At 69.9% G+C, this 21,101-nt stretch carries 18 protein-coding genes and 1 pseudogene; 2 read left to right on the forward strand and 17 right to left on the reverse strand.

Annotated elements, in window-relative coordinates:
• Positions 1–21 precede the first annotated feature (21 nt).
• The 6 genes from Y694_RS11770 to Y694_RS11795 form a co-directional block, all read right to left on the reverse strand.
• The gene (locus tag Y694_RS11770; RefSeq protein WP_011828639.1) at positions 22–627 is read right to left on the reverse strand and encodes a DUF1415 domain-containing protein; all 606 of its coding nucleotides are present in this window, start codon (positions 625–627) and stop codon (positions 22–24) included.
• A 55-nt stretch (positions 628–682) separates the two neighbouring features.
• On the reverse strand, positions 683–2,038 hold the full coding sequence (locus Y694_RS11775; protein ID WP_036232653.1) for a TolC family outer membrane protein: 1,356 nt from the start codon (positions 2,036–2,038) through the stop codon (positions 683–685).
• A 33-nt stretch (positions 2,039–2,071) separates the two neighbouring features.
• Positions 2,072–2,725: a protein-L-isoaspartate O-methyltransferase gene (locus Y694_RS11780; protein WP_011828641.1), complete on the reverse strand. Its 654-nt coding sequence runs from the start codon at positions 2,723–2,725 to the stop codon at positions 2,072–2,074.
• A 61-nt stretch (positions 2,726–2,786) separates the two neighbouring features.
• Positions 2,787–5,996: an efflux RND transporter permease subunit gene (locus Y694_RS11785; protein WP_036232656.1), complete on the reverse strand. Its 3,210-nt coding sequence runs from the start codon at positions 5,994–5,996 to the stop codon at positions 2,787–2,789.
• Positions 5,960–7,204: an efflux RND transporter periplasmic adaptor subunit gene (locus Y694_RS11790; RefSeq protein WP_231497651.1), complete on the reverse strand. Its 1,245-nt coding sequence runs from the start codon at positions 7,202–7,204 to the stop codon at positions 5,960–5,962. The genes Y694_RS11785 and Y694_RS11790 overlap by 37 nt, the downstream gene beginning before the upstream one ends.
• Entirely contained in the window at positions 7,201–7,881 is a 681-nt protein-coding gene (locus Y694_RS11795; RefSeq protein WP_011828644.1) for a TetR/AcrR family transcriptional regulator, read from the reverse strand. The genes Y694_RS11790 and Y694_RS11795 overlap by 4 nt, the downstream gene beginning before the upstream one ends.
• A gap of 255 nt (positions 7,882–8,136) precedes the next feature.
• On the opposite strand from Y694_RS11795, the gene Y694_RS11800 reads away from it, so the two are divergent.
• Positions 8,137–8,994, forward strand: a complete 858-nt coding sequence (locus Y694_RS11800) for an undecaprenyl-diphosphate phosphatase (RefSeq protein WP_011828645.1) — start codon at positions 8,137–8,139, stop codon at positions 8,992–8,994.
• Between the two features lie 19 nt (positions 8,995–9,013).
• Here the strand turns inward: Y694_RS11800 and Y694_RS11805 are convergent, their stop codons facing one another.
• Positions 9,014–9,910: a LysR family transcriptional regulator gene (locus Y694_RS11805; protein WP_036232660.1), complete on the reverse strand. Its 897-nt coding sequence runs from the start codon at positions 9,908–9,910 to the stop codon at positions 9,014–9,016.
• A gap of 94 nt (positions 9,911–10,004) precedes the next feature.
• On the opposite strand from Y694_RS11805, the gene Y694_RS27170 reads away from it, so the two are divergent.
• On the forward strand, positions 10,005–10,283 hold the full coding sequence (locus Y694_RS27170) for a DUF1127 domain-containing protein (RefSeq protein WP_152543518.1): 279 nt from the start codon (positions 10,005–10,007) through the stop codon (positions 10,281–10,283).
• Here the strand turns inward: Y694_RS27170 and trmB are convergent.
• The 10 genes and pseudogenes from trmB to mutS all read right to left on the reverse strand — a co-directional run bounded on the left by trmB (position 10,184) and on the right by mutS (position 20,915).
• Positions 10,184–10,885: a tRNA (guanosine(46)-N7)-methyltransferase TrmB gene (gene trmB, locus Y694_RS11810; protein ID WP_081771326.1), complete on the reverse strand. Its 702-nt coding sequence runs from the start codon at positions 10,883–10,885 to the stop codon at positions 10,184–10,186. The genes Y694_RS27170 and trmB overlap by 100 nt on opposite strands.
• Positions 10,882–11,532 carry an AAA family ATPase gene (locus tag Y694_RS11815; RefSeq protein WP_036232666.1) on the reverse strand — a complete coding sequence of 217 codons (651 nt, stop codon included), beginning with the start codon at positions 11,530–11,532 and terminating at the stop codon, positions 10,882–10,884. Before Y694_RS11815 ends, trmB begins: the two co-directional genes overlap by 4 nt.
• A gap of 22 nt (positions 11,533–11,554) precedes the next feature.
• Entirely contained in the window at positions 11,555–12,187 is a 633-nt protein-coding gene (gene pnuC, locus Y694_RS11820; RefSeq protein WP_231497652.1) for a nicotinamide riboside transporter PnuC, read from the reverse strand.
• Positions 12,188–12,241: 54 nt separating this feature from the next.
• Complete coding sequence (gene ftsB / locus Y694_RS11825) at positions 12,242–12,517, reverse strand: cell division protein FtsB (protein ID WP_011830431.1); 276 nt, start codon at positions 12,515–12,517, stop codon at positions 12,242–12,244.
• A gap of 31 nt (positions 12,518–12,548) precedes the next feature.
• Positions 12,549–13,850, reverse strand: a complete 1,302-nt coding sequence (gene eno / locus Y694_RS11830) for a phosphopyruvate hydratase (RefSeq protein WP_011830430.1) — start codon at positions 13,848–13,850, stop codon at positions 12,549–12,551.
• A gap of 123 nt (positions 13,851–13,973) precedes the next feature.
• Positions 13,974–14,831, reverse strand: a complete 858-nt coding sequence (gene kdsA / locus Y694_RS11835) for a 3-deoxy-8-phosphooctulonate synthase (RefSeq protein WP_036232669.1) — start codon at positions 14,829–14,831, stop codon at positions 13,974–13,976.
• A gap of 34 nt (positions 14,832–14,865) precedes the next feature.
• Positions 14,866–16,533: a CTP synthase gene (locus Y694_RS11840; protein WP_011830428.1), complete on the reverse strand. Its 1,668-nt coding sequence runs from the start codon at positions 16,531–16,533 to the stop codon at positions 14,866–14,868.
• 90 nt (positions 16,534–16,623) lie between these two features.
• Positions 16,624–17,471 (reverse strand): annotated as a pseudogene (locus Y694_RS11845) (alpha/beta hydrolase).
• Positions 17,472–17,473: 2 nt separating this feature from the next.
• Positions 17,474–18,301 (reverse strand): proteasome-type protease, encoded by an 828-nt coding sequence (locus Y694_RS11850; RefSeq protein ID WP_036232674.1) that lies wholly within the window; start codon positions 18,299–18,301, stop codon positions 17,474–17,476.
• 1 nt (position 18,302) lies between these two features.
• Positions 18,303–20,915, reverse strand: a complete 2,613-nt coding sequence (mutS, locus tag Y694_RS11855; RefSeq protein ID WP_036232677.1) for a DNA mismatch repair protein MutS — start codon at positions 20,913–20,915, stop codon at positions 18,303–18,305.
• Positions 20,916–21,101: the final 186 nt, after the last annotated feature.

The following is a 21,101-nucleotide window of genomic DNA, read 5'->3' on the forward strand; positions in this document are numbered from 1 at the left end:
GCGGACACGGCGCGGTGCGGCTCAGCGCGTGTCGGGCGCGTCGCGGGCATCGCGGGCGTCGCGCTCGATGTCGGCCTGCAGCGCCGCCCAGCCCTCGCGGCCGAGTCCGCGCAGCGTGCGGATGTTGGCCTCGTAGATGGACTCGGCCTCGGGGAAGGCCGCCACGGCACGGTCGATGCTGGCCTCGCGCAGCAGGTGCAGCGTCGGGTAGGGTGCACGGTTGCTGGCGTTCTCGGCATCGTCGGGCGCGGTGCCGGCGAACTGGTAGTCCGGATGGAAGCTCGCCACTTGCAGCACGCCCTCGAAACCCAGGCGCTCGATCGCGGCATCGACCCGGTCGAGGAAGTCGTTGTAGTCGAGAAAATCGCCCAGCACCTGCGGATGCATCAGCAGCGTGGTGTCGACCTCCGCCGGGTCGGCCTCGGCCAGCGCGCGCAGTTCGCGGCACAGCTCGTCGAGCAGGCGCTCGGGCTCGGCGGCCTCGCTGACGACATAGCGCACCTGGCCCTTGGCCTCCACCGCCTTGGCGAAGGGGCAGAGGTTCAGGCCGATCACCGCATGCCTCAGCCACGCCCGGGTGCGGGCGATCACGAGCGCGGCGTCGACGGGCGGCGGCGGGGGCGACATGGGCTGGGCGTTCCGTGCGGCCGCGTGCGATGGCGCGCGGCCCTGCCGGCGAGTCTCAGGGCGCGAGCAGCCGGTTGACGCTGCCCACGTCGTCGGGCTTGAGCGTGCCCGCCGCCTGGCGCAGCAGCAGGTTGCCCAGCACCACGTCGTAGCGGGCGCGCGCCAGGTCGCGCTGGGTGGTGTAGAGCTGCGTCTGCGCGTTCAGCACGTCGAGGTTGACGCGCACGCCGACCTTGTAGCCGAGCTGGGTGGCCTCGAGCGCGAGCTTGTTGGAGGCCTCGGCGGCTTCGAGGGCCTTCACCGTGGCCAGGCCCGACTGGACGGTGAAGTAGGCCTGGCGCGTGCCCTGGGTGACGCTGCGGCGCGCGAACTCCAGGTCGTTGCGCGACTTCTCCTCCAGCGACAGCGTTTCCTTCACGCGGTTCTGGATCGAGTAGCCGGCGAACAGGGGCAGGTTCAGCTCCACGCCGATCTGCGCGCTGGTGGTGCTGCCGCTCAGACCGCTGCCGGCGGTGCGGCCGGTGTTGCGGTTGCGGCCGACGCCGCCCACGAGGTCGACTGTCGGCAGGTGGCCGGCACGCGCCTTCTCGGTCTCGAGCTGCGCCACCTCGTAGGCCAGCTGGGCCTTGCGCACGCTGGGCGACTGGCCCGCCTGCGTCACCCAGTCCTCCACGTTGGCCGGCAGCACCTCGGGCAGCTGCACCGGGACCGTCAGCGGCCGCGGTTCGACGTCGGTGCGCCCGACGAGCTGGTCGAGTGCGATGCGCCGTACGCGCAGGTCGTTCTCGGCGGCGATCTCCTGCGCGGTGGCGAGGTCGTAGCGGGCCTGCGCTTCGCGCGTGTCGGTGATGGTTGCGGTGCCGACCTCGAAATTGCGCTTCGCCGAGGCCAGCTGCTCGGCGATGGCGGTCTTGTTGGCGCGTGTCGTCGCCAGCGTGTCCTGTGCCGCCAGCACGTCGAAGTAGGCCTGGCTCAGCCGCACCACCAGGTCCTGCTCGGCGCTCTCGAGGTCGGCCATCGACACCGCATAGCTCTTCTCGGCCTGATCGATCGTGCTGCTGTTGCTGCGGTTGAACAGCGGTTGCAGCGCCGAGATCTGCGCGCCGGTGCTGGTGCCGCTCGCGCTGCCGGCCGATGTGTCGGTCTCGCTGCGGGTGGTGCTCGCCGACAGGGCCACGCTCGGGCGGTTGAGCGCCTTCACCTGCTCGTAGCGGAACTGTGCCGAATCGGCCAGCGCGCGGGCCGCCAGGTAGCTGGCGTCGTAGCCGCGTGCGGCGTCGTACAGCGACTGCAGGCTCTGAGCCTGCGCCACCGCGGCGGCACCGAGCAGCAGACCAGCCGTCAGCGCCCGGGCCAGGCGGTGCCGCCGCGGCAGCGGCGACGGCGGGCAGTGCGAGGAGCGCTGGGGCATGGGGATCTTTCTGCAGGGACCCGGCACGCGGGATCAGAAACTGAAGGAGGAGGGTTCGCCGAAGCCGTCGAGTCGCGGCGCAAGCGTGTCGAACAGCTCCACGCTGTGGAAGCCGCCGCCCTCGGTGCGGGTCACGAGCACGGCGCGCATCACCGGATCCCGGCCGACGATGGCGGCGAGTCGCCCGCCCACCTTGAGCTGGTCGAGCAGGCCGCGCGGGATCTCGGCCACCGAGCCCGACAGCGCGATCACGTCGAACGGGCCGTCGGTTGCCGTGGCGCGCGAACCGTCGGCCTCGCGCACCTCGACGTTGACGACCGCCGCGCGCTGCAGGTTGATGCGGGCCTGCAGCGCCAGCGCGGGGCGGATCTCGAGGCTGAGCACTTCACGGGCCTTGTGGCCAAGCAGCGCGGCCATGAAGCCCGACCCCGTGCCGACCTCGAGCACGCGCTCGTGCTTGTGCACCGCCAGCTCCTGCAGCAGGCGGGCCTCGACCTTGGGCGACAGCATGAACTGCCCCTCGGCCAGTGGCAGCTCCATGTCGGTGAAGGCCAGGGCGCGGTAGGCCGACGGCACGAACTCCTCGCGGCGTACCACGGCCAGCAGCGACAGCACCGAGGAGTCCAGCACATCCCAGGGGCGGATCTGCTGTTCGATCATGTTGAAGCGGGCTTGTTCGATGTTCATGAGGCTCTCGCGGAAGGGGGTTTGCAAGGCGGCGAATTCTATTTCGGGGGTGGAATCGGTCTCACGACAGGGCGTCCGCTTGTGCGGTACCACCCGGCGCCGGCCGGTGCGGGTGCCAGCGGCGACGCGCCCAGCTGGCCAGGTCGTCAAGGTAGCAGTAGATCACCGGCACCACCACCAGCGTCAGCAGCGACGAGGTGATCACGCCGCCGATCACGGCCTGGCCCATCGGCGCGCGTTGCTCCGAACCCTCGCTGAGCGCAAAGGCCAGCGGCACCATGCCGAAGATCATGGCCAGCGTGGTCATCAGGATCGGCCGCAGGCGCACCTGCGCGGCGTGCAGCAGGGCGTCCTCGCGGCCCATCGGGGCGTGCTCCCCGGCGGCGCCGTGCGTGCCCTCGCGCGAGCGGATCGCGAAGTCGACCAGCAGGATGGCGTTCTTGGTGACCAGGCCCATCAGCATCACGATGCCGATGATGCTGAACATGTTGAGCGTGGAGCGGAACGCCAGCAGCGCCAGCACCACGCCGATCAGCGTGAGCGGCAGCGAACTCATCAACGCCAGCGGCTGCAGGAAGCTCCGGAACTGGCTGGCGAGGATCATGTAGATGAAGACGACGGCCAGTGCCAACGCACCGATCGCATAGCTGAACGACTCCTGCATGTTCTTGGTCGAGCCGCCGAAGCTGTAGCGGTAGCCAGGCGGCCAGGCCACGCTGTCGAGCAGCTTGCGGATGTCCGCCGACACATCACCCGAGCTGCGGCCGAAGGCGTTGGCGTCGATGTTGATCTCGCGATTGAGGTCACGGCGGTTGATCTGGTTCGGGCCGGTCGACGGGCTCACCTCGGCCACCTGCGACAGTCGCACGATGCGCGGCGTGCCGTCGGCCGCGGCCGTCACGTTGAGCGGCAGCCGCGCCAGGTCGGCCAGCGAGTGGCGGCTCTCGGGCGCGAGGCGCACGTTCACGTCGTAGTTCTCGCCGTCCGGCGCGCGCCAGTTGCCCACCGTGGTGCCCGCCACGAGCGTGCGCAGGCTGCCGGCGAGCGCGTCGACGTTGAGCCCTGCGTCGGCCGCGGCGTCGCGCTTCACCTCGATCGACACCGTGGGCTTGTCGGGCTTGAGCGTGCTGTCCAGATCCACCAGGCCGGGGATGTCTCGCAGCTTCGCGGTGATCAGCGCGGACAGGCGCGCCAGCTCGGAGAGATCGGGGCCCTGGATCGAGAACTGCAGGCTCTTGCCGCCGCCCAGGTCGGTCTGGCCGATGTTGGTGACCGTGATGCCGGGGATGCCGGCAAGGCGTTCGCGCAGCGGCACCGCCAGTTGCGCCACGTCGCGTTCGCGATCCTTGCGGTCGACCAGCCGCACGTAGACAGCGCCGTAGATCTTGCCGAGCGCCTGGCCGCTGTTGATGGTGGTGACGGTGTAGCGCACCTCGGGCATCTCGCGCAGCACCTGATCGATCTGCTTCGCGCGCTGCTCGGTGAGTTCGATCGACGAGCCGACCGGCGTGTAGAAGTTGAGCTGGGTCTCCGAGAAGTCGGCCTTGGGCACGAACTCGGCGCCGAGCAGCGGGATGACGAAGAAGCTGCCCGCGAAGGTGGCAGCGGCCAGGCCCAGCGTCGCGAGCCGGTGCGCGAGCGACCAGCGCAGGATGCGCTGGTAGCCGTTCGACAACCGGCCGGTGAAACGGTCGAACGCGCCGGTGACGCGACCGATGGTCCGGTCGTACAACGTGAGCGGCGCACCGCGGTGGATGCCGTGAGCCTGCGGGTCGTTCCACACGCTCGACAGCATGGGGTCGAGCGTGAAGCTCACGAACATCGAGATCAGGACCGCCGCGACGATGGTGAGCCCGAACTCGTGGAAGAACTTGCCCACGATGCCGCCCATGAATCCGATCGGCAGGAACACCGCGACGATGCTCAGCGTGGTGGCCAGCACTGCGAGGCCGATCTCCTGGGTGCCGTCGAGTGCGGCCTGGTGCGGGCTCTTGCCCATCTGCACGTGGCGCACGATGTTCTCGCGCACGACGATCGCGTCGTCGATCAGCAAGCCCACGCACAGGCTCAGCGCCATCATCGTGATGGTGTTGATGGTGAAGCCGAACGCGTACATGAACAGGAAGGTGCCGATCAGCGCGATCGGCAGCGTCAGGCCGGTGATGACGGTGGAGCGCCAGGAGTTGAGGAACAGGAACACGATCAGGATCGTCAGCGCCGCGCCCTCGATCAGCGTGCGCTTGACGTTCGCCACCGACACGCGGATCGAGCGCGAGTTGTCGCGGTTGATCTCGGTGCGGATGCCCGGCGGCGTCACGTCGCGGGCGTTCTCCAGTGCGCGCTGCAGCCCGTCGACCACGGCGATGGTGTTCTCACCCTGAGATTTCTGCACCGACAGCAGCACGGTGCGCTGGCCGTTGTAGAGCGCCAGCGTCTCCAGCTCCTGCGGACCGTCCACCACGTCGGCCAGCTGGCGCAGCCGGATCGGCGCGCCAGCGCTCAGGTTGTTGCCGGCGGCACCCTTGCGCGCGACTACGATGTCGCGGAAATCCTCCGGCGTCTTCATGCGCGCGTTGATCTGCACCACGCGCTCCTGCTCGCGCGAGCGGATCGCGCCCATCGGCAGCTCCTGGTTCTCGCTCTTCACCGCGGCCAGCACCTGCTCCACGCTGACGCCCAGCGCTTCCATCGCCGCGGGCCGCAGGTAGATGTTGATCTCACGCTCCAGCCCGCCGATCAGCGATACCGCGCCGACGCCGCGCACGTTCTCCAGGCGCTTCTGCAGCACCTGGGTGGCCCACGTGGTGAGCTCCTGGGTGCTGCGCCGGCCGTCCTCGGACAGCACGGCGACGTTGAAGACCGGCTGGCTGGCCGGGTCGAAGCGCGAGACGCGCGGCTCCTCGACCTCCTCGCGCAGCAGCGGGCGGACCAGCGCGACCTTCTCGCGCACGTCCTCGGCGGCCTTGCGGCCGTCGACGTCGAGGTTGAACTCGATGATGACGATCGAGCTGCCCTCGTAGGAGCGCGAGTACAGCGAGTTGATGCCGGCGACGGTGTTGACCGCCTCCTCGACCTTCTTCGTCACCTCGCTCTCGACGATCTCGGGCGAGGCGCCGGGGTAGTCGAACTGCACCACGACGGTGGGAAAGTCGATGTTGGGGAACTGGTCGACCGACAGCCGCTGGTAGCTGAACAGGCCCAGCACGACGAAGGCGAGCATCACCATCGTGGCCATCACCGGGTTGGCGATCGAGACGCGGGTGAACCACATGGGGCGGTCGCTGTCCTGCGTTTCAGCGCGTCGTGGTGGCGCCCGAAGAGGCCGACGCGGTGGCCGGCGCGGGCGCCTCGCCGGGCGCTGGCAGCCGCACCCGGGTGCCTCGCGCACCGCACCCACGGTGCGCGCAGCACCGTGCTGCCGTCGGCGATGCCGGAGTTCACCTCGACCAGCGCCTCGTCGCCGCGGGCCGCGGCGTCCGCCCGCAGGCCCAGTTCGACGCCGTGCTGCACCACCCGGCCGTCCTCGACCGCCAGCACATAGGGGCGTGCCTGATCGATGCGCACGGCCGTCGCCGGCACGCTGCTCGCGGTGCGGCGCTCCAGCTCGATGCGCCCCTTGGCGAACAGGCCCTGGCGCAGGCCGGGCTGGGGCTCGACCGCGAGATAGACCATTACCGCACGCGTGCCGGCCTGGGCGGCCGGGTTGATGCGGGCCACGCGCGCCAGCACCGGCGCCGCGATGCCGTCGACCTGCAGGCGGGCGGCCGCTCCGATGCGTACCGCGCCCACGTCCTCGGGCGCGACCGCCGCCTCGAGCTCGATCCGCGACAGATCGACGATCTCGACCAGCTTCGCGTCGACCGCCACGCGTTCACCGGGCTGCGCAGCGCGCTGCGACACCTCGCCGGCGATCGGCGCACGCAGCACCGTGTCGTTCTGGGCCTTGCGCGCCAGTTCGGCAGCCGCCCGGGCCGCCTGCAACGCCGCACGTGCGGCGGCCGCGTTCGAGACCGACGTGTCGAGCGCGTTCTTCGAGATGAAGCCCTGATTCACCAGGGCGCGGTTGTTCTCCAGCGCGCGCTCGGCGATGTCGAGCTGCGCGCCGGCCTGGGCCGACTGCTCCTGCGCCTGGCGCAGCTTCCAGGCGTACTCGGTCGCGTCGATTCGACCCAGCACTTGGCCGGCCGTGACACGATCGCCCTCGCGCACGCTGAGCTGCTGCACCTCGCCCGCCACCTTGGCCTTCACCACCGCGGAATTCACCGCCTTCAGTGCGCCGGTGATCTCTAGCGTGCGCAGCAGCTCGCGCGGCTGAACCCGGGCCACGTCCAGCGGCGCGAGTTCGAGGGCCACGTCGGCAGGGTGCGCCAGCATGCGGCCCTGCTCGGCCTTGCGTGCCAGCAGGCCGCGGCCCAGCGCCGCGCCGACCAGCAGCAGCACGACGGCGGCGCCGGTCCACCACGCCGCCCGGCGCTTCATGCCTTCGCTTTCCGCGGGCCGCCGCGTGGCGCAGTGCGCGGCACGAGGCCGTTGAGCACCAAGTCGACCTGCATTGCGACCACGCGCGGCGCGTCGAGGCGGCGATCCAGATTCGGGCAGGCGCCCATCGAATGCTTGTGCAGCATCAGGAACAGCATCGGCGCCATCAGGGCATGCACCACGTCGTCGACCGCCACCGGGCGGAACTCGCCGCGGTCGATGCCACGCTGCACCACCCCGCCGATCATGCGTTCGGCCGGCAGCACCACTTCGTCGAGGTAGAACTGCGCGATGTCGGGGAAGTTGCGAACTTCCGAAATGATCAGCTTGCAGATGCCCGAGGCGCGGGTCTCGCCGATGCGGCGCCACCACTCGGCCATCAGGTGGGCCAGCAGCTCGGCCGTCGGCCCGTCGAAGCCGCGCACGATGTCCTCGCCCTCGGCGATCTCCTGCGAGATGTTCTCGCGGATCACCGCCTTCAGCAGTTCTTCCTTGCTGGGGTAGTAGAGGTAGAGGGTGCCCTTGGAGACGCCGGCGCGCGCCGCCACCTCCTCCGAGCGCGTCGCCGCGAAGCCCTTCTCGACGAACAGATCGAGGGCGGCGTCGAGCAACTCCTGCGGGCGCGCTTCCTTGCGCCGCTGGCGGGTGGAGGGGAGGGAGTCGGCAGTTCGTGACATGGATTTACTGACTGATCGGTCATTAATGTAGCGCCGGCCCGCAAGGGGGTCAAACCAGGCACGGCAGATCCCGACCGCAGTGCCGAGGATGCCGCTGAGCGCCGTCGCGACGGTGCCTCGCCGGTGGCGATCCGGTAAAGATCGGTGAAGCCTTCACGCATCCCCGCGATCATGGGGCTCGCCGTGGCCCGGCGGCGCGGCGCGGTCAGGGTCGGCAGCTAACATCGATCGCTTTGCCGCACCGGAGACGTTTTCTTGGACATCCTGCTGCTCGTCAAGGCCGCGATCATGGGCATCGTCGAGGGACTCACCGAGTTCCTGCCGATCTCGAGCACCGGGCACCTGATCCTGACCGCGTCGCTGCTCAACTTCACCGGCGAGATCGTGAAGGTGTTCGACATCGCGATCCAGACCGGCGCCATGTTCGCCGTGATCTGGGAGTACCGGGTGCGCCTGCGGGCCACGGTGGCCGGCATCACGCACGAGGCGGTGGCGCAGCGCTTCGTGCGCAACCTGCTGATCGCCTTCGTGCCGGCGGTCATCTCCGGCCTCGCGCTGGGCGGGCTGATCAAGGAGCACCTGTTCCATCCGGTGCCGGTGGCGACGGCCTTCGTGGTCGGCGGGCTGATCATCCTGTGGGTCGAGCGCCGCCACCGGGCGCTGTTCGGTGATCGCGATCTCGAGGGCGGGCGCGTGGCGCGCGTCGAGACGATCGACGACATGAGCGCCCTCGACGCCCTGAAGGTCGGCCTGGTGCAGTGCGCGGCGCTGATCCCGGGCACCAGCCGCTCGGGCGCCACCATCATCGGTGCGATGCTGTTCGGCTTTTCGCGCAAGGCGGCCACCGAGTTCAGCTTCTTCCTCGGCATCCCGACGCTGATGGGCGCCGGCGCCTATTCGCTGATCAAGCAGCGTGACCTGCTGAGCTGGGGCGACCTGCCGGTGTTCGCGGTCGGTGTGGTGTTCGCCTTCCTCAGCGCGCTGGTCTGCATCCGCTGGCTGATCCGCTACGTGTCGACGCACGACTTCACCGTGTTCGCCTGGTACCGCATCGCCTTCGGCGGCCTGGTGCTGCTGAGCGCCTGGGGCGGCTGGGTGGACTGGAAGGACTGAGCAGAAGGGAGGGCGGCGCTCAGCGCTGCCTGAAGCGTTCCAGCGTGGCGAGCACGATCCGCGTCGCGCCGTCCAGCGACGACGGCGCGCGGTGCGCCACGCCGAGGCTGCGGGTCAGCGCCGGTCGCAGCGGGATCAGCTGCACCGGATCGGCGCCCGCGGCCACCGCGACTGCCGAGCTCTCCATTGGCAGGATCGCGGCGCCATACCCGGCCGCTACCAGGCTCTTGATCGCCTCCGTGTAGTTGAGCTCGATACGGGCACGCGGCGCGTGGCCGGCGGCGGCAAACCACTCCATCGTCATCCGGTACATGCGGGTCGTCGCATCGTTGAAGATCAGCGGCTGCGCGGCCAGCCAGTCCGGCGTTGCCGCCCGGGGGGCACGCCAGCGCGGCGGCACGAAGGCCCTCATCGGGTCGTTGCGCCAGTGCGTCACCACGAGATCGCGCACCGGCGGCTGCGGCAGTGCGATCAGGCCGATGTCCAGCGTGCCGGCGGTGAGCCGCTCCATGCAGTGGTTCGATCCGAGGATGGCCACCTCCACATCGATGCCCGCATGCTCATGTTCGAGCACCTTCAGCACCTGCGGCAGCAGGTGCACGATCACACCGGTCGAGGTGCCCAGGCGCACGCGCCCGGCCTGACCGCGGGCGTGGCGCTGCACGGTGTCGACGGCCTCGTCAGCGTCGCGCAGCAGGCGCCGGGCACGATCGATCAGCGCGGCGCCGGCGGCCGTGGGCGAGACGCGCCGGCTGCCGCGCACGACCAGCGGCGTTCCGAGCCGCGATTCCAGCTCGCCGATGTGCAGGCTGACTGTGGGTTGAGCCAGGTGCAGCGCCCTCGCGGCGGCCGAGAACGTGCCCAGGTCGGCGATCGACACCAGGGTGCGCAGTTGGTCGAGGTTGAGCCCACGCATCAGGAAGTCTGATAGAAACCCTCAGTAATCTCAACTTTCACGATAGCACGACGCATTGCACGATGTGGTCCTGTGCTCGCGAAGGGAGATGCCCATGACAACGAACCCCAAGATCCGGACCGGCCCGCGGCCGTCCTTCCTGCACCGGCTGCGGGCGGCGTGGGCGGCGCACCGCATGCGCCGCGTTGCAGTGGGCGAACTGCAGGCCATGTCGGAACACGAGCTCAAGGATCTCGGCATCGGCCGCTCCGAGATCCCGGCGCTGGCGCGGGCTCAGCCGCGGACGAACACCAGATCCCAGACGCCGTGGCCCAGTCGCAGGCCGCGCTGCTCGAACTTCGTCAGCGGCCGGTACTCGGGCCGCGGCGCGTAGCCGTCGGCACTGTTGCGCAGCGCCGGCTCGGCTCCCAGCACCTCGAGCATCTGCTCGGCATAGGGCTGCCAGTCGGTGGCGCAGTGCAGGTAGCCGCCCGGCGCGAGCCGCGTCACCAGTCGCTCGACGAACGCGGGTTGCACCAGGCGGCGCTTGTGGTGCTTCTTCTTGTGCCAGGGGTCCGGGAAGAACAGGTGGATGCCGGCCAGCGAGCGGGGTTCGATCATGTGCTCGAGCACCTCGACCGCGTCGTGCTGCACGATGCGCAAGTTCGTCAGTTCGCGCTCGCCGATCTGCTTGAGCAGGGCGCCGACGCCCGGCGTGTGCACCTCGCAGCCGATGAAATCGGTGTCGGGTCGGGCGGCGGCGATCTGCGCGGTGGCGTCGCCCATGCCGAAGCCGATCTCGAACACCCGCGGGGCGCGGCGTCCGAACACGGTCTGCGGGTCGAGCGGTTCGCGCTGGAATGGCAGCACGAAGCGCGGGCCGAGTTCGGCGAGGGCGCGCGTCTGCCCGCTGCCCATGCGGCCAGCGCGAAGCACGAAGCTGCGGATCGGCCGGGGCGGGTGGGCCGGAGGAGAAGAGGAATCGGGTTCGCTCATGGCAAGGGGCGCTTCGCCGCGGACGCGGACGACAGATGTTCGCATTCGGGCTGCAGGCATTCGCGGCAGCGGCCACGCAGCCGCGGGCCGTCGGGCGCGGGGGCCACCTGGGCGGGCAGGTGCAGCAGCGGGCGCAGCGCAGCCACAGCGGCTGCCGTGCGCGCCGAGCCTTCGCCATAGACCACCGAATAGGGCAGCACGGCAGAGGCCAGCGCGTCGCGGACCAAGCGGTCGACCGGGCCGCGCACCTGGGCGCCGTCGCGCTGCAGGCCGTCGGGCTGCCAGGCCAGGTCGAGGCCGGTCAGCAGCGTGTGGGCGCAGCGGCGCTGGCGCTCGAGCGCCAGGGGGTAGAGACTGCGGTCGCCGAACACGAACTCGCTGTAGACCGCGATCATCAGCGGCGTGGTGTCGGCCAGCACGATGTGACCGTCCCGCGCGGCGGCCTCGATGCGACGCCATTGCTCGTCGGCGATGGCGGCCTGTTCCTCGGGCCGCGGCGTGCGGCCGTGCGCGTCGCAGAACTCGCGCAGGTACTCGGCCACCCGCGTGGCCGGGCGACCGAGCGAACGGAGCTCCAGCGCCAGCGCATGGGCCAGCGTGGTCTTGCCGGTGCTCTCGGCACCGACCAGCGCGATCACCGGGCCCATGCGCACCGCCCCGCAAGCCGCCTCATGCCGAGCTCATCGCCGCGGCCTTGCGGGTCCAGGCGCGCCAGCCGATCGCCGCCAGCAGCGCGAACAGCGCGTAGAGCCCGACGGTGAGCCACAGTCCCTTGTAGGCGAACAGGCTCACGCCGACGGCATTGACGGCGATCCACACCGGCCAGTTCTCCACCAGCTTGCGGCCCAGCAGCACCTGGCCCACCACGCTGCCGGCGGTGGGGAAGGCGTCCCACCAGGGCACGTCGGTGTCGGTGCCGTGGCGCAGCAGCAACGCGGTGGCCGGCCACAGCAGGGCGAAGGCCAGCAGTGCCTGCAGCCGGCCGCGCGGGGCGAGGTGGCGCACTGCGAGCGCGCTGCCATCGGCCTGGGTGCCGCGCAGCCACTGCCACCAGCCCCAGAAGGCGACCGCGATGAACAGCAGCTGCAGCGATGCGTCGCCGTACAGCCGGGCCTCCCAGAACACCAGGCCGTAGAGCGCCGAGCTGGTGATCGCCAGCGGCCAAGCCAGCGGGTCGACGCGCAGGTTGCACCACACCATCCAGACGCCCAGCAGCGCGCCGGCCAGTTCGGCGCGGCTGGCGGCCAGCGGGCCGAGCACGAAGGCCGGTGCGTTGAGGAAGTCGATCAGCGAGGTGAGCATCGCAAGGCATGCGCTCGGGCGGCGCATCGGGGCGAAAGAGAGTCGGGCGCGGGCCTAGCGGCGCGGCGCGTACTGCACGTAGATCTCGTCGGGCTTGAGCATGCCCAGCTCGGAGCGCGCCTTCTCCTCGACCATCTCCAGGCCTTCCTTGAGGTCGCGCACCTCGGCCGAGAGCCGGTCGTTCCGTGTCTGCGCCACGTCGTTCTTCGCCTGCTGCTCGCGCAGCTGCGCCTGCAGGCCGACCACCCGGCCGACCCCGCCCTTGCCGAACCACAGCTCGGCGTGGACCAGGGCCAGCAACGCGACCAGCGCGACGGTGATCAGGCGCATGGCGGCGGCGGGCGCGGCAGGCAGCGGGGACTCAGCGCAGGTTGTAGAACGCGGCGCGGCCGGGATAGACCGCCACGTCGCCCAGGTCTTCCTCGATGCGCAGCAGCTGGTTGTACTTGGCCATGCGGTCGCTGCGCGACAGCGAGCCGGTCTTGATCTGGCCGGCGTTGGTGCCCACCGCGATGTCGGCGATGGTGCTGTCCTCGGTCTCGCCCGAGCGGTGCGAGATCACGGCGGTGTAGCCGGCGCGCTTGGCCATCTCGATCGCGGCGAAGGTCTCGGTCAGCGTGCCGATCTGGTTGATCTTGATCAGGATCGAGTTGGCGATGCCCTTGTCGATGCCTTCCTGCAGGATCTTGGTGTTGGTGACGAACAGGTCGTCGCCGACCAGCTGCACCTTCTTGCCCAGCACCTCGGTCAGGTGGGCCCAGCCGGCCCAGTCGCCTTCGGCCATGCCGTCCTCGATGCTGATGATCGGGTACTTGTCGACCCAGCCGGCCAGCATGTCGGTCCACTGCTGGGCCGACAGCGACAGGCCGCCCTCGCCGTCGAGCTGGTAGACCAGCGAGCCGTTCTTGCCCGGCTTGTAGAACTCGCTGGCGGCGCAGTCGAGGCCCAGCGCGATCTGCGTGCCCGGGGTGTAGCCGGCCTTGTCGATCGCCTCGAGGATCATCTGGATCGCGGCCTCGTGGTTCTCGACGCTGGGCGCGAAGCCGCCTTCGTCGCCCACCGCGGTGCTGATGCCCTTGTCGTGCAGGATCTTCTTCAGCGCGTGGAAGGTCTCCGCGCCCCATCGCACCGCCTCGCGGAAGCTCGGCGCGCCCACCGGGATGATCATCAGCTCCTGCAGGTCGAGGCTGTTGTTGGCATGCGCCCCGCCGTTGACCACGTTCATCATCGGCACCGGCAGCTGCATGCCGCCCATGCCGCCGAAATAGCGGTACAGCGGCAGGCCCGATTCCTCGGCCGCCGCGCGCGCCACGGCCATGCTGACCGCCAGCGTCGCGTTGGCGCCGATGCGGGCCTTGTTGTCGGTGCCGTCCAGGTCGATCAGCGTCTTGTCGAGGAAGGCCTGCTCAGAGGCGTCGAGCCCCAGCACGGCTTCCGAGACCTCGGTGTTGAGGTGCTCGACGGCCTTCAGCACGCCCTTGCCGAGGTAGCGGCCCTTGTCGCCGTCGCGCAGCTCGATCGCCTCGCGCGAGCCGGTGGAGGCGCCGCTCGGCACTGCGGCGCGGCCCATCACGCCGCTCTCGAGCAGCACGTCGCATTCGACGGTGGGGTTGCCGCGGCTGTCGAGGATCTCGCGCCCGACGATGTCAACGATGGCACTCATGGAATGACTTTCAAAGAGGAAGAGAGGTGCTCGACGAGAGGACGCCGCGGATCCGGTTTCGCCGGTCCGCCAGCGTCGCCCCCTCGAGGGGGCGCGGCATCGCCGCAACGGGGGTGGTCAACATCAACAGGAAAAATCGTTCTCGAGCAGCGGCTGTGCCTTGACCACGCGGTCGATGCTGACCAGCTGCTCCAGCAGGGCCTTCATGTGCTTCAGCGGCACCGCATTTGGGCCGTCACTCAGCGCCTTGGCCGGGTCCGGGTGGGTTTCCATGAAGACGCCCGCCACGCCGACCGCGATGGCCGCGCGCGACAGCACCGGCACGAACTCGCGCTGCCCGCCCGAGCTGGTGCCCTGGCCGCCCGGCAGCTGCACGCTGTGGGTCGCGTCGAAGACCACCGGGCTGCCGGTCTCGCGCATGATGGCCAGGCTGCGCATGTCGGACACGAGGTTGTTGTAGCCGAAGCTCGCGCCGCGCTCGCAGGCCATGAACACGTCGTCCGGCAGGCCCTTCTCGCGTGCCGCGTCGCGCGCCTTCTGGATCACGTTCTTCATGTCGCCAGGGGCGAGGAACTGGCCCTTCTTGATGTTCACCGGCTTGCCGCTCTGGGCCACGGCCCGGATGAAGTCGGTCTGGCGGCACAGGAAGGCGGGGGTCTGAAGCACGTCGACATGCTGCGCGACGACCGGGATCTCGGCCTCGCTGTGCACGTCGGTCAGCACCGGCACCTGCAGATCACGGCGCACCTTGGCCAGGATCTCCAGGCCCTTCTCCATGCCCGGTCCGCGGAACGAGGTGCCGGACGAGCGGTTGGCCTTGTCGTAGCTGGACTTGAAGATGAAGGGGATGCCGAGCGCCGCGGTGATTTCCTTCAGGCGACCGGCCACGTCCATCTGCAGTTGCTCGCTCTCGACCACGCAGGGGCCGGAGATCAGGAAGAACGGCCGGTCGAGGCCGACGTCAAAGCCGCACAGCTTCATGCCAGACCTCCGAGCGACGTCGGCTCGATCATGCTCATGCCGCCACCTTCTGCAATCCGCCCGAGGCCGTGCCACGCTCGGCCTGGTGGGCCAGCGCGGCCTTGACATAGCTGATGAACAGCGGATGTCCCGCCCACGGCGTGGACTTGAACTCGGGGTGGAACTGCACGCCCACGTACCACGGGTGCACGCTCTGCGGCAGCTCGACCATCTCGGTCAGCTTCTCGCGCTGGGTGATCGCGCTGATCACCAGTCCGGCCTGCTGCAGGCGGTCGAGGTAGTGCTCGTTGGCCTCGTAGCGGTGGCGGTGGCGCTCGGTCACGACCGGGCCGTAGATCTGGTGGGCCAGCGTGCCGGGCTTCACGTCGGAACTCTGGGCGCCCAGGCGCATGGTGCCGCCGAGGTCGGAGTTGGCGTCGCGCTTCTGGACCGATCCGTCGGCGTCCTGCCACTCGTCGATCAGCGCGATCACCGGGTGCGGCGTGGCGGGTTCGAACTCCGTGCTGTTGGCGTCCTTCAGGCCGGCCAGGTGGCGGGCCACCTCGATGGTCGCCACCTGCATCCCCAGGCAGATGCCGAGGTAGGGGATCTTGTGCTCGCGTGCGTAGCGGGCGGTGAGGATCTTGCCTTCCACGCCGCGCTTGCCGAAGCCGCCTGGCACCAGGATGGCGTCATAACCGGCCAACTGGTCGATGTTGGATTCGTTCAGCAGCTCCGAGTCCACGTATTCGATCTTGACCCGCGCGTGATGGTGGATGCCGGCGTGGCGCAGCGCCTCGTTGAGCGACTTGTACGAGTCCGACAGGTCGGTGTACTTGCCGCACATCGCGATCGTCACCTCGTGCTGCGGGTGAGTCACCTCGTGCACCAGGCGGTCCCAGCGGCGCAGGTCGGCCGATTTGGTGAGCAACTGCAGCTTCATGCAGATCAGCTCGTCCAGGCGCTGCTCGTGCAGCATGCGCGGTACCTTGTAGATCGTGTCGACATCCCACATCGAGATCACGCCCTGCAGGCCGACGTTGGTGAACAGCGAGATCTTGTCGCGCTCGTCCTCCGGGATCTCGCGGTCGGCGCGGCACAGCAGCGCGTCGGGCTGGATGCCGATCTCGCGCATCTTCTGCACGGTGTGCTGCGTGGGCTTGGTCTTGAGCTCGCCGGCCGCGGCGATCCACGGCACGTAGGTCAGGTGCACGAAGGCCGAGTTGCTGGGGCCGGCACGCAGCGCCATCTGGCGCACCGCTTCCAGGAAGGGCAGCGACTCGATGTCGCCGACCGTGCCGCCGATCTCGACGATCGCCACGTCGACGTCGTTGGCGCCGCGCTTGACGAACTCCTGGATCTCGTTGGTGACGTGCGGGATCACCTGCACCGTCTTGCCGAGGTAGTCGCCGCGGCGCTCCTTCTCGAGCACCGACTTGTAGATCTGGCCGGTCGTGAAGTTGTTGCTGCGCTTCATGCGGGTACTGATGAAGCGCTCGTAGTGACCGAGGTCGAGGTCGGTCTCGGCACCGTCGTCGGTGACGAAGACCTCGCCGTGCTGGAACGGCGACATCGTGCCCGGATCGACGTTCAGATACGGGTCGAGCTTGATCAGGGTGACCTTGAGGCCGCGCGATTCCAGGATGGCCGCGAGCGATGCCGACGCGATGCCCTTGCCGAGGGAGGACACCACACCGCCGGTGACGAAGACGAACTTGGTCATGACATGCGGCACGTTGTTTCCAAAAGTGCCGTGGTGGTAAAGCGAGAGTATATCGGCCGGGCCGGGCCCGCCTGCCCGGCGGTCTCGGCGTCAGCCGGTCGCGCGGTGGGCGCAGGCCAGGCTGCGCAACTGCATGAGCACCGCCTCGGCGGTCTCCAGTGGACGCTCCATCGGGAACAGGTGGCCGCCTTCGATCCAGCTCACCCGCCCCTGGGTGAGACGCTCGGTCGCGCGCAGGCCCACCTGGCGCACCTCGCTGACGCGGTGCCGCCGATGAAGGTGACCGGGCAACCGAGCGGATGCCTGCGCAGGACGTGCGGCAGATGGTGCGGCAGGGTCCGGTAGATCTCGGTCTCGACCTCGCGCCGGAAACTGAGCGCGCGCACCGCGCCGGCCGGTTCGGTGCCGGCAGCGACGTAGTCGCGCAGCACCTCGGGGTGCCAGCGGGCGAACACCGGCTTGGTGGCGAAGTGCTCGAAGGCCGCCTGGTCACTGGGCCAGTGCTGGCGACGCCGCCGCGACACAGCGGCCGGCGAGTAGCGTTCACCGAGACCGGTTGCCTTGGCAAATTGCAGAGCGCGTGCCTTCCAGCCACCGATGATCGGCGAGTCGAGCAGCACCACGCCGCGCGCCAGGTCGGGCCGCCGGGCCGCAGCCAGCACGCTGAGGAAGCCGCCCAGCGAGTGGCCGACGAACCAGGCCGGCGCATCGTCGACGAGCGCCCACTCGGCGAAGTGGATCAGTTCATCGCGCAGGTGCGGCCAGTTGCCGGTCACCGGGTAGGCCGGCTGGTGGCCGAACTTCTCGACCGCGTGCACCGTGTAGCCGGCTGCGCGCCAGTGCTCGAACAGCAGCCGGTAGGTGCCGGCCGGAAAGCCGTTGGCGTGCGAGAAGACGATGGCGCCGCGCGAGCGTCCGCGTCCGCGTCCGCCCGCCATGCTCAGACGATGCGTTCGTTCGGGTGGGTGATCTTGCGCATCGGTTCGCAGCGTTCGCGGCCGGTGCGCAGCGGATGGGCCGCGGCGCCGCCGCTGTCCCACTGCGGCGCGTCGATGCTCTCGAAGGCGGCGCGCAGCTTCTGGCCCCAGCTGCCGCGGATCATGCGGAAGTACTCGTTGTGCTCGTCGATGCAGACGATCTGCTCTGTCTGGAAGCGGCCGTCCTGGTAGACCAGCAGGTCCAGCGGCAGACCGACGGAGAGGTTGGACTTCAGCGTCGAGTCCATCGACACCAGCGCGCACTTCGCCGCCTCGTCCAGGCTGGTGGCCGGCGTGATCATGCGGTCTAGGATGGGCTTGCCGTACTTGCTCTCGCCGATCTGGAAGTAGCAGGTCTCGCGCGTGGCCTCGATGAAGTTGCCGGCCGAGTAGACGAGGAACAGCCGCATCGCTTCGCCGGCGATCTGCCCGCCGAAGATCATCGAGGCGTTGAAGTCGATGCCGGCGCGCTTGAGCGAGGCGCCGTCCTGCTCGTGCACGCGGCGCACCGCGCTGCCGAGCACGCGCACCGCATCGAACATGCTGGTGGCGTTCCAGATCGTCAGCGGCGGCTTGTCGCCGTTCTCCAGCTTCTCGACCTGCAGGATCTCGCGCACCGACTGGCTGATGCTCAGGTTGCCGGCCGACAGCAGCACCATGAAGCGGTCGCCGGGCTTCTCGTAGACCATCATCTTGCGGAAAGTGCTGATCTGGTCGAGCCCGGCGTTGGTGCGCGAGTCGGACAGGAACACGAGGCCGGCATTGAGCCGCACGCCGACGCAGTAGGTCATGTCAGTTTTCCTTGGAACGCTCGTGGAGCGATTTGAGGCGGTAGAGCGCGTCGAGCGCTTCCCGCGGGGTCAATGTATCGGGTTCGACGCCGGCCAGGGCCCGCTCGAGCTCGGTGGCTTCGCGCGGCGGCGAGGGCGGGGGCGCGGCGAACAGGTCGATCTGCGAGGCGCTGGCCGCCTGCTGGGCCTCCAGCGCCTCCAGCGTCGCGCGCGCCTGGCGCAACAGCGGCGCCGGCATGCCGGCCAGCCGCGCCACCTGCACGCCGTAGCTGCGGCTGGCCGGGCCGGGCTGGATCTCGTGCAGGAACACGATGTCGTCGCCGTGGCCGGTGTGCGACTCTGCCGCGCTGACGTGCACGTTCAGCGCACGCGGGTGCTTCTCGGGGAAGGCGGTCAGCTCGAAATAGTGGGTGGCGAACAGCGTGAAGGCGCGGTTGCGGTCGTGCAGCTGGCTGGCGATCGCCCCGGCCAGCGCCAGGCCGTCGAACGTGGAGGTGCCGCGGCCGATCTCGTCCATCAGCACCAGCGAGTGCTCGGTGGCGCCGTGGACGATGGCCGCCGCCTCAGTCATCTCGAGCATGAAGGTCGACTGTGCGTTCGCCAGGTCGTCGGCCGCGCCGATGCGGGTGTGGATGGCGTCGACCGGGCCAAGCCGGCAGGCTGCGGCCGGCACGTAGGAGCCCATCGCGGCGAGCAGCACCACCAGCGCCACCTGGCGCATGAAGGTCGACTTGCCGCCCATGTTGGGACCGGTGATCACCAGCATGCGGCGGTTGGCGTCGAGCCGGCAGTCGTTGGGGATGAAGCCACCGCCGCCGGTCTCGGCCAGCCGCGCCTCGACGACCGGATGGCGGCCTTGCTCGATCTCGATGCAAGGCTGGCTCACGAACTCCGGGCAGCACCAGTTCAGCACCGCCGCGCGCTCGGCCAGCGCGGCCAGCGCGTCCAGACTGGCCAGCGCGCGCGCCACGGCGCCCAGCGCGGCCAGCTGCGGCTGCAGCGCATCGAGCACGCCGTCGTACAGCAGCTTCTCGCGCGCCAGAGCACGCTCCTGTGCCGACAGCGCCTTGTCTTCGAAGGCCTTCAGCTCCGGCGTGATGTAGCGCTCGGCGTTCTTCAGCGTCTGGCGGCGCTGGTAGTCGGCCGGCACCTTGTCGACCTGGCCCTGCGTGACCTCGATGTAGAAGCCGTGCACGCGATTGAACTGCACGCGCAGGTTGGCGATGCCCGTGCGGTTGCGCTCGCGCGCCTCCAGGTCCAGCAGGAAGGCGTCGCAGTTCTGCGCAATGCCGCGCAGCTCGTCGAGCGCGGCGTCGTGGCCCGTTGCGATGACGCCGCCGTCGCGCAACAGCACCGCCGGCTCGTCGGCGATGGCGCGCTGCAGCAGGTCGGCGATCTCCGGGGGCGGCGAGAGCTGCTGTGCCAGATCGGCCAGCAGCGCGCTGTCGCGCGGCACGCCGTCGCGCAGCGCGGGCAGCGCCAGCAGCGTGGCGCGCAGTCCGGTCAGTTCGCGCGGACGCACCTGGCGCAGCGCGATGCGCGCGGTGATGCGCTCGACGTCGCTGACGCCGCGCAGCGCCTCGCGCAACACCTCGCCGCCACGTTCCATCAGCGCGCCGATCGCTTCATGGCGCGCGCGGGCCGCCGTGCGCACGCGCGCCGGGTGCGTGAGCCAGTGGCGCAAGGCGCGCGAGCCCATGCCGGTGCGACACACGTCGAGCAGCGACAGCAGCGTCGGCGCGTCCTCGCCGCGCAGCGTCTGCGTCAGCTCGAGGTTGCGGTGCGTGGCCGGCGGCAGTTCCAGCAGATCGCTCGCGCGCTCCACCGCCAGCGAACCCACATGGGCCAGCGCCCGGCCCTGGGTGTGCTCGGCGTAGCTGAGCAGCGCCGCGGCGGCGGCGTGGGCTGCGGACACGTCCTCGGCATTGAAGCCGGCGAGACTGGCAACGCGCAGTTGTTCGCACAGCTTGCGCCGGCCCAGCGCCGTGTCGAACTGCCACGCGGGTCGCCGCGTGAGCGCCGTGCGAGTAGTGGACAGCGCGGCCGTCAGCGCCGCGTCGTCGCGGTCGTCGACCAGCACCTCGGCCGGGCCCAGGCGCGCCAGCCAGCCCGCGAGTTCGCGCTCGCCGCATTCGCTGAGACCCAGCGTGCCGCTGCTCAGGCCCAGCCAGGCCAGGCCGTAACTCGCACGCTCGCGCGTCACCGCCAGCAGCAGGGTGTCGACGCGCTCCGACAGCAGCTCGGTGTCGGTCACGGTGCCCGGCGTGACGACGCGCACCACCTTGCGCTCGACCGGCCCCTTGGCAGTCGCCACGTCGCCCACCTGCTCGGCGATCGCGACCGACTCGCCAAGCTTGACGAGCTTGCCGAGATAGTTCTCGAGCGCGTGCACCGGCACGCCGGCCATCACGACGGGCTCGCCGGCGCTCTGGCCGCGGCTGGTGAGCGTGATGTCGAGCAGGCGGTGCGCCTTGCGGGCGTCCTCGAAGAACAGCTCGTAGAAATCGCCCATGCGGTAGAGCACGAGCGTGTCGGGATGCTCGGCCTTGATGCGCAGGTACTGCTGCATCATGGGGGTGTGACCGGACTCGGCGCGGGCGGGGTCGGCACTCATGCGGGCTCGCGGACGGGGCGACGCAACGTCGAAGACTCAGAACGGGGCGTCGTTGTCCTTGGCCTTGGCGAGGTCGGTCTTGCGGATGCGCACCGGCGGCTTCTTCGCGGTGGCGGCGGGCGGTGTATCGGCCTCGACGCTCGCGACGAAGCGGCGGTCGCGTCCGGCGCCGCCGCTGCGGGCGCC

This window comes from Methylibium sp. T29-B, assembly GCF_000576225.1.
GTDB lineage: Bacteria > Pseudomonadota > Gammaproteobacteria > Burkholderiales > Burkholderiaceae_C > Methylibium > Methylibium petroleiphilum.

Excerpts from the sequence above, each read along its gene's own strand:
- Y694_RS11770 (WP_011828639.1), bottom strand. The coding sequence starts at position 627 with ATGTCGCCCCCGCCGCCGCCCGTCGACGCCGCGCTCGTGATCGCCCGC.
- Y694_RS11775 (WP_036232653.1), bottom strand. The coding sequence starts at position 2,038 with ATGCCCCAGCGCTCCTCGCACTGCCCGCCGTCGCCGCTGCCGCGGCGG.
- Y694_RS11780 (WP_011828641.1), bottom strand. The coding sequence starts at position 2,725 with ATGAACATCGAACAAGCCCGCTTCAACATGATCGAACAGCAGATCCGC.
- Y694_RS11785 (WP_036232656.1), bottom strand. The coding sequence starts at position 5,996 with ATGTGGTTCACCCGCGTCTCGATCGCCAACCCGGTGATGGCCACGATG.
- Y694_RS11790 (WP_231497651.1), bottom strand. The coding sequence starts at position 7,204 with ATGAAGCGCCGGGCGGCGTGGTGGACCGGCGCCGCCGTCGTGCTGCTG.
- Y694_RS11795 (WP_011828644.1), bottom strand. The coding sequence starts at position 7,881 with ATGTCACGAACTGCCGACTCCCTCCCCTCCACCCGCCAGCGGCGCAAG.
- Y694_RS11805 (WP_036232660.1), bottom strand. The coding sequence starts at position 9,910 with ATGCGTGGGCTCAACCTCGACCAACTGCGCACCCTGGTGTCGATCGCC.
- Y694_RS27170 (WP_152543518.1), top strand. The coding sequence starts at position 10,005 with ATGACAACGAACCCCAAGATCCGGACCGGCCCGCGGCCGTCCTTCCTG.
- trmB (WP_081771326.1), bottom strand. The coding sequence starts at position 10,885 with ATGAGCGAACCCGATTCCTCTTCTCCTCCGGCCCACCCGCCCCGGCCG.
- Y694_RS11815 (WP_036232666.1), bottom strand. The coding sequence starts at position 11,532 with ATGGGCCCGGTGATCGCGCTGGTCGGTGCCGAGAGCACCGGCAAGACC.
- pnuC (WP_231497652.1), bottom strand. The coding sequence starts at position 12,187 with ATGCTCACCTCGCTGATCGACTTCCTCAACGCACCGGCCTTCGTGCTC.
- ftsB (WP_011830431.1), bottom strand. The coding sequence starts at position 12,517 with ATGCGCCTGATCACCGTCGCGCTGGTCGCGTTGCTGGCCCTGGTCCAC.
- eno (WP_011830430.1), bottom strand. The coding sequence starts at position 13,850 with ATGAGTGCCATCGTTGACATCGTCGGGCGCGAGATCCTCGACAGCCGC.
- kdsA (WP_036232669.1), bottom strand. The coding sequence starts at position 14,831 with ATGAAGCTGTGCGGCTTTGACGTCGGCCTCGACCGGCCGTTCTTCCTG.
- Y694_RS11840 (WP_011830428.1), bottom strand. The coding sequence starts at position 16,533 with ATGACCAAGTTCGTCTTCGTCACCGGCGGTGTGGTGTCCTCCCTCGGC.
- Y694_RS11850 (WP_036232674.1), bottom strand. The coding sequence starts at position 18,301 with ATGACCTACTGCGTCGGCGTGCGGCTCAATGCCGGCCTCGTGTTCCTG.
- mutS (WP_036232677.1), bottom strand. The coding sequence starts at position 20,915 with ATGAGTGCCGACCCCGCCCGCGCCGAGTCCGGTCACACCCCCATGATG.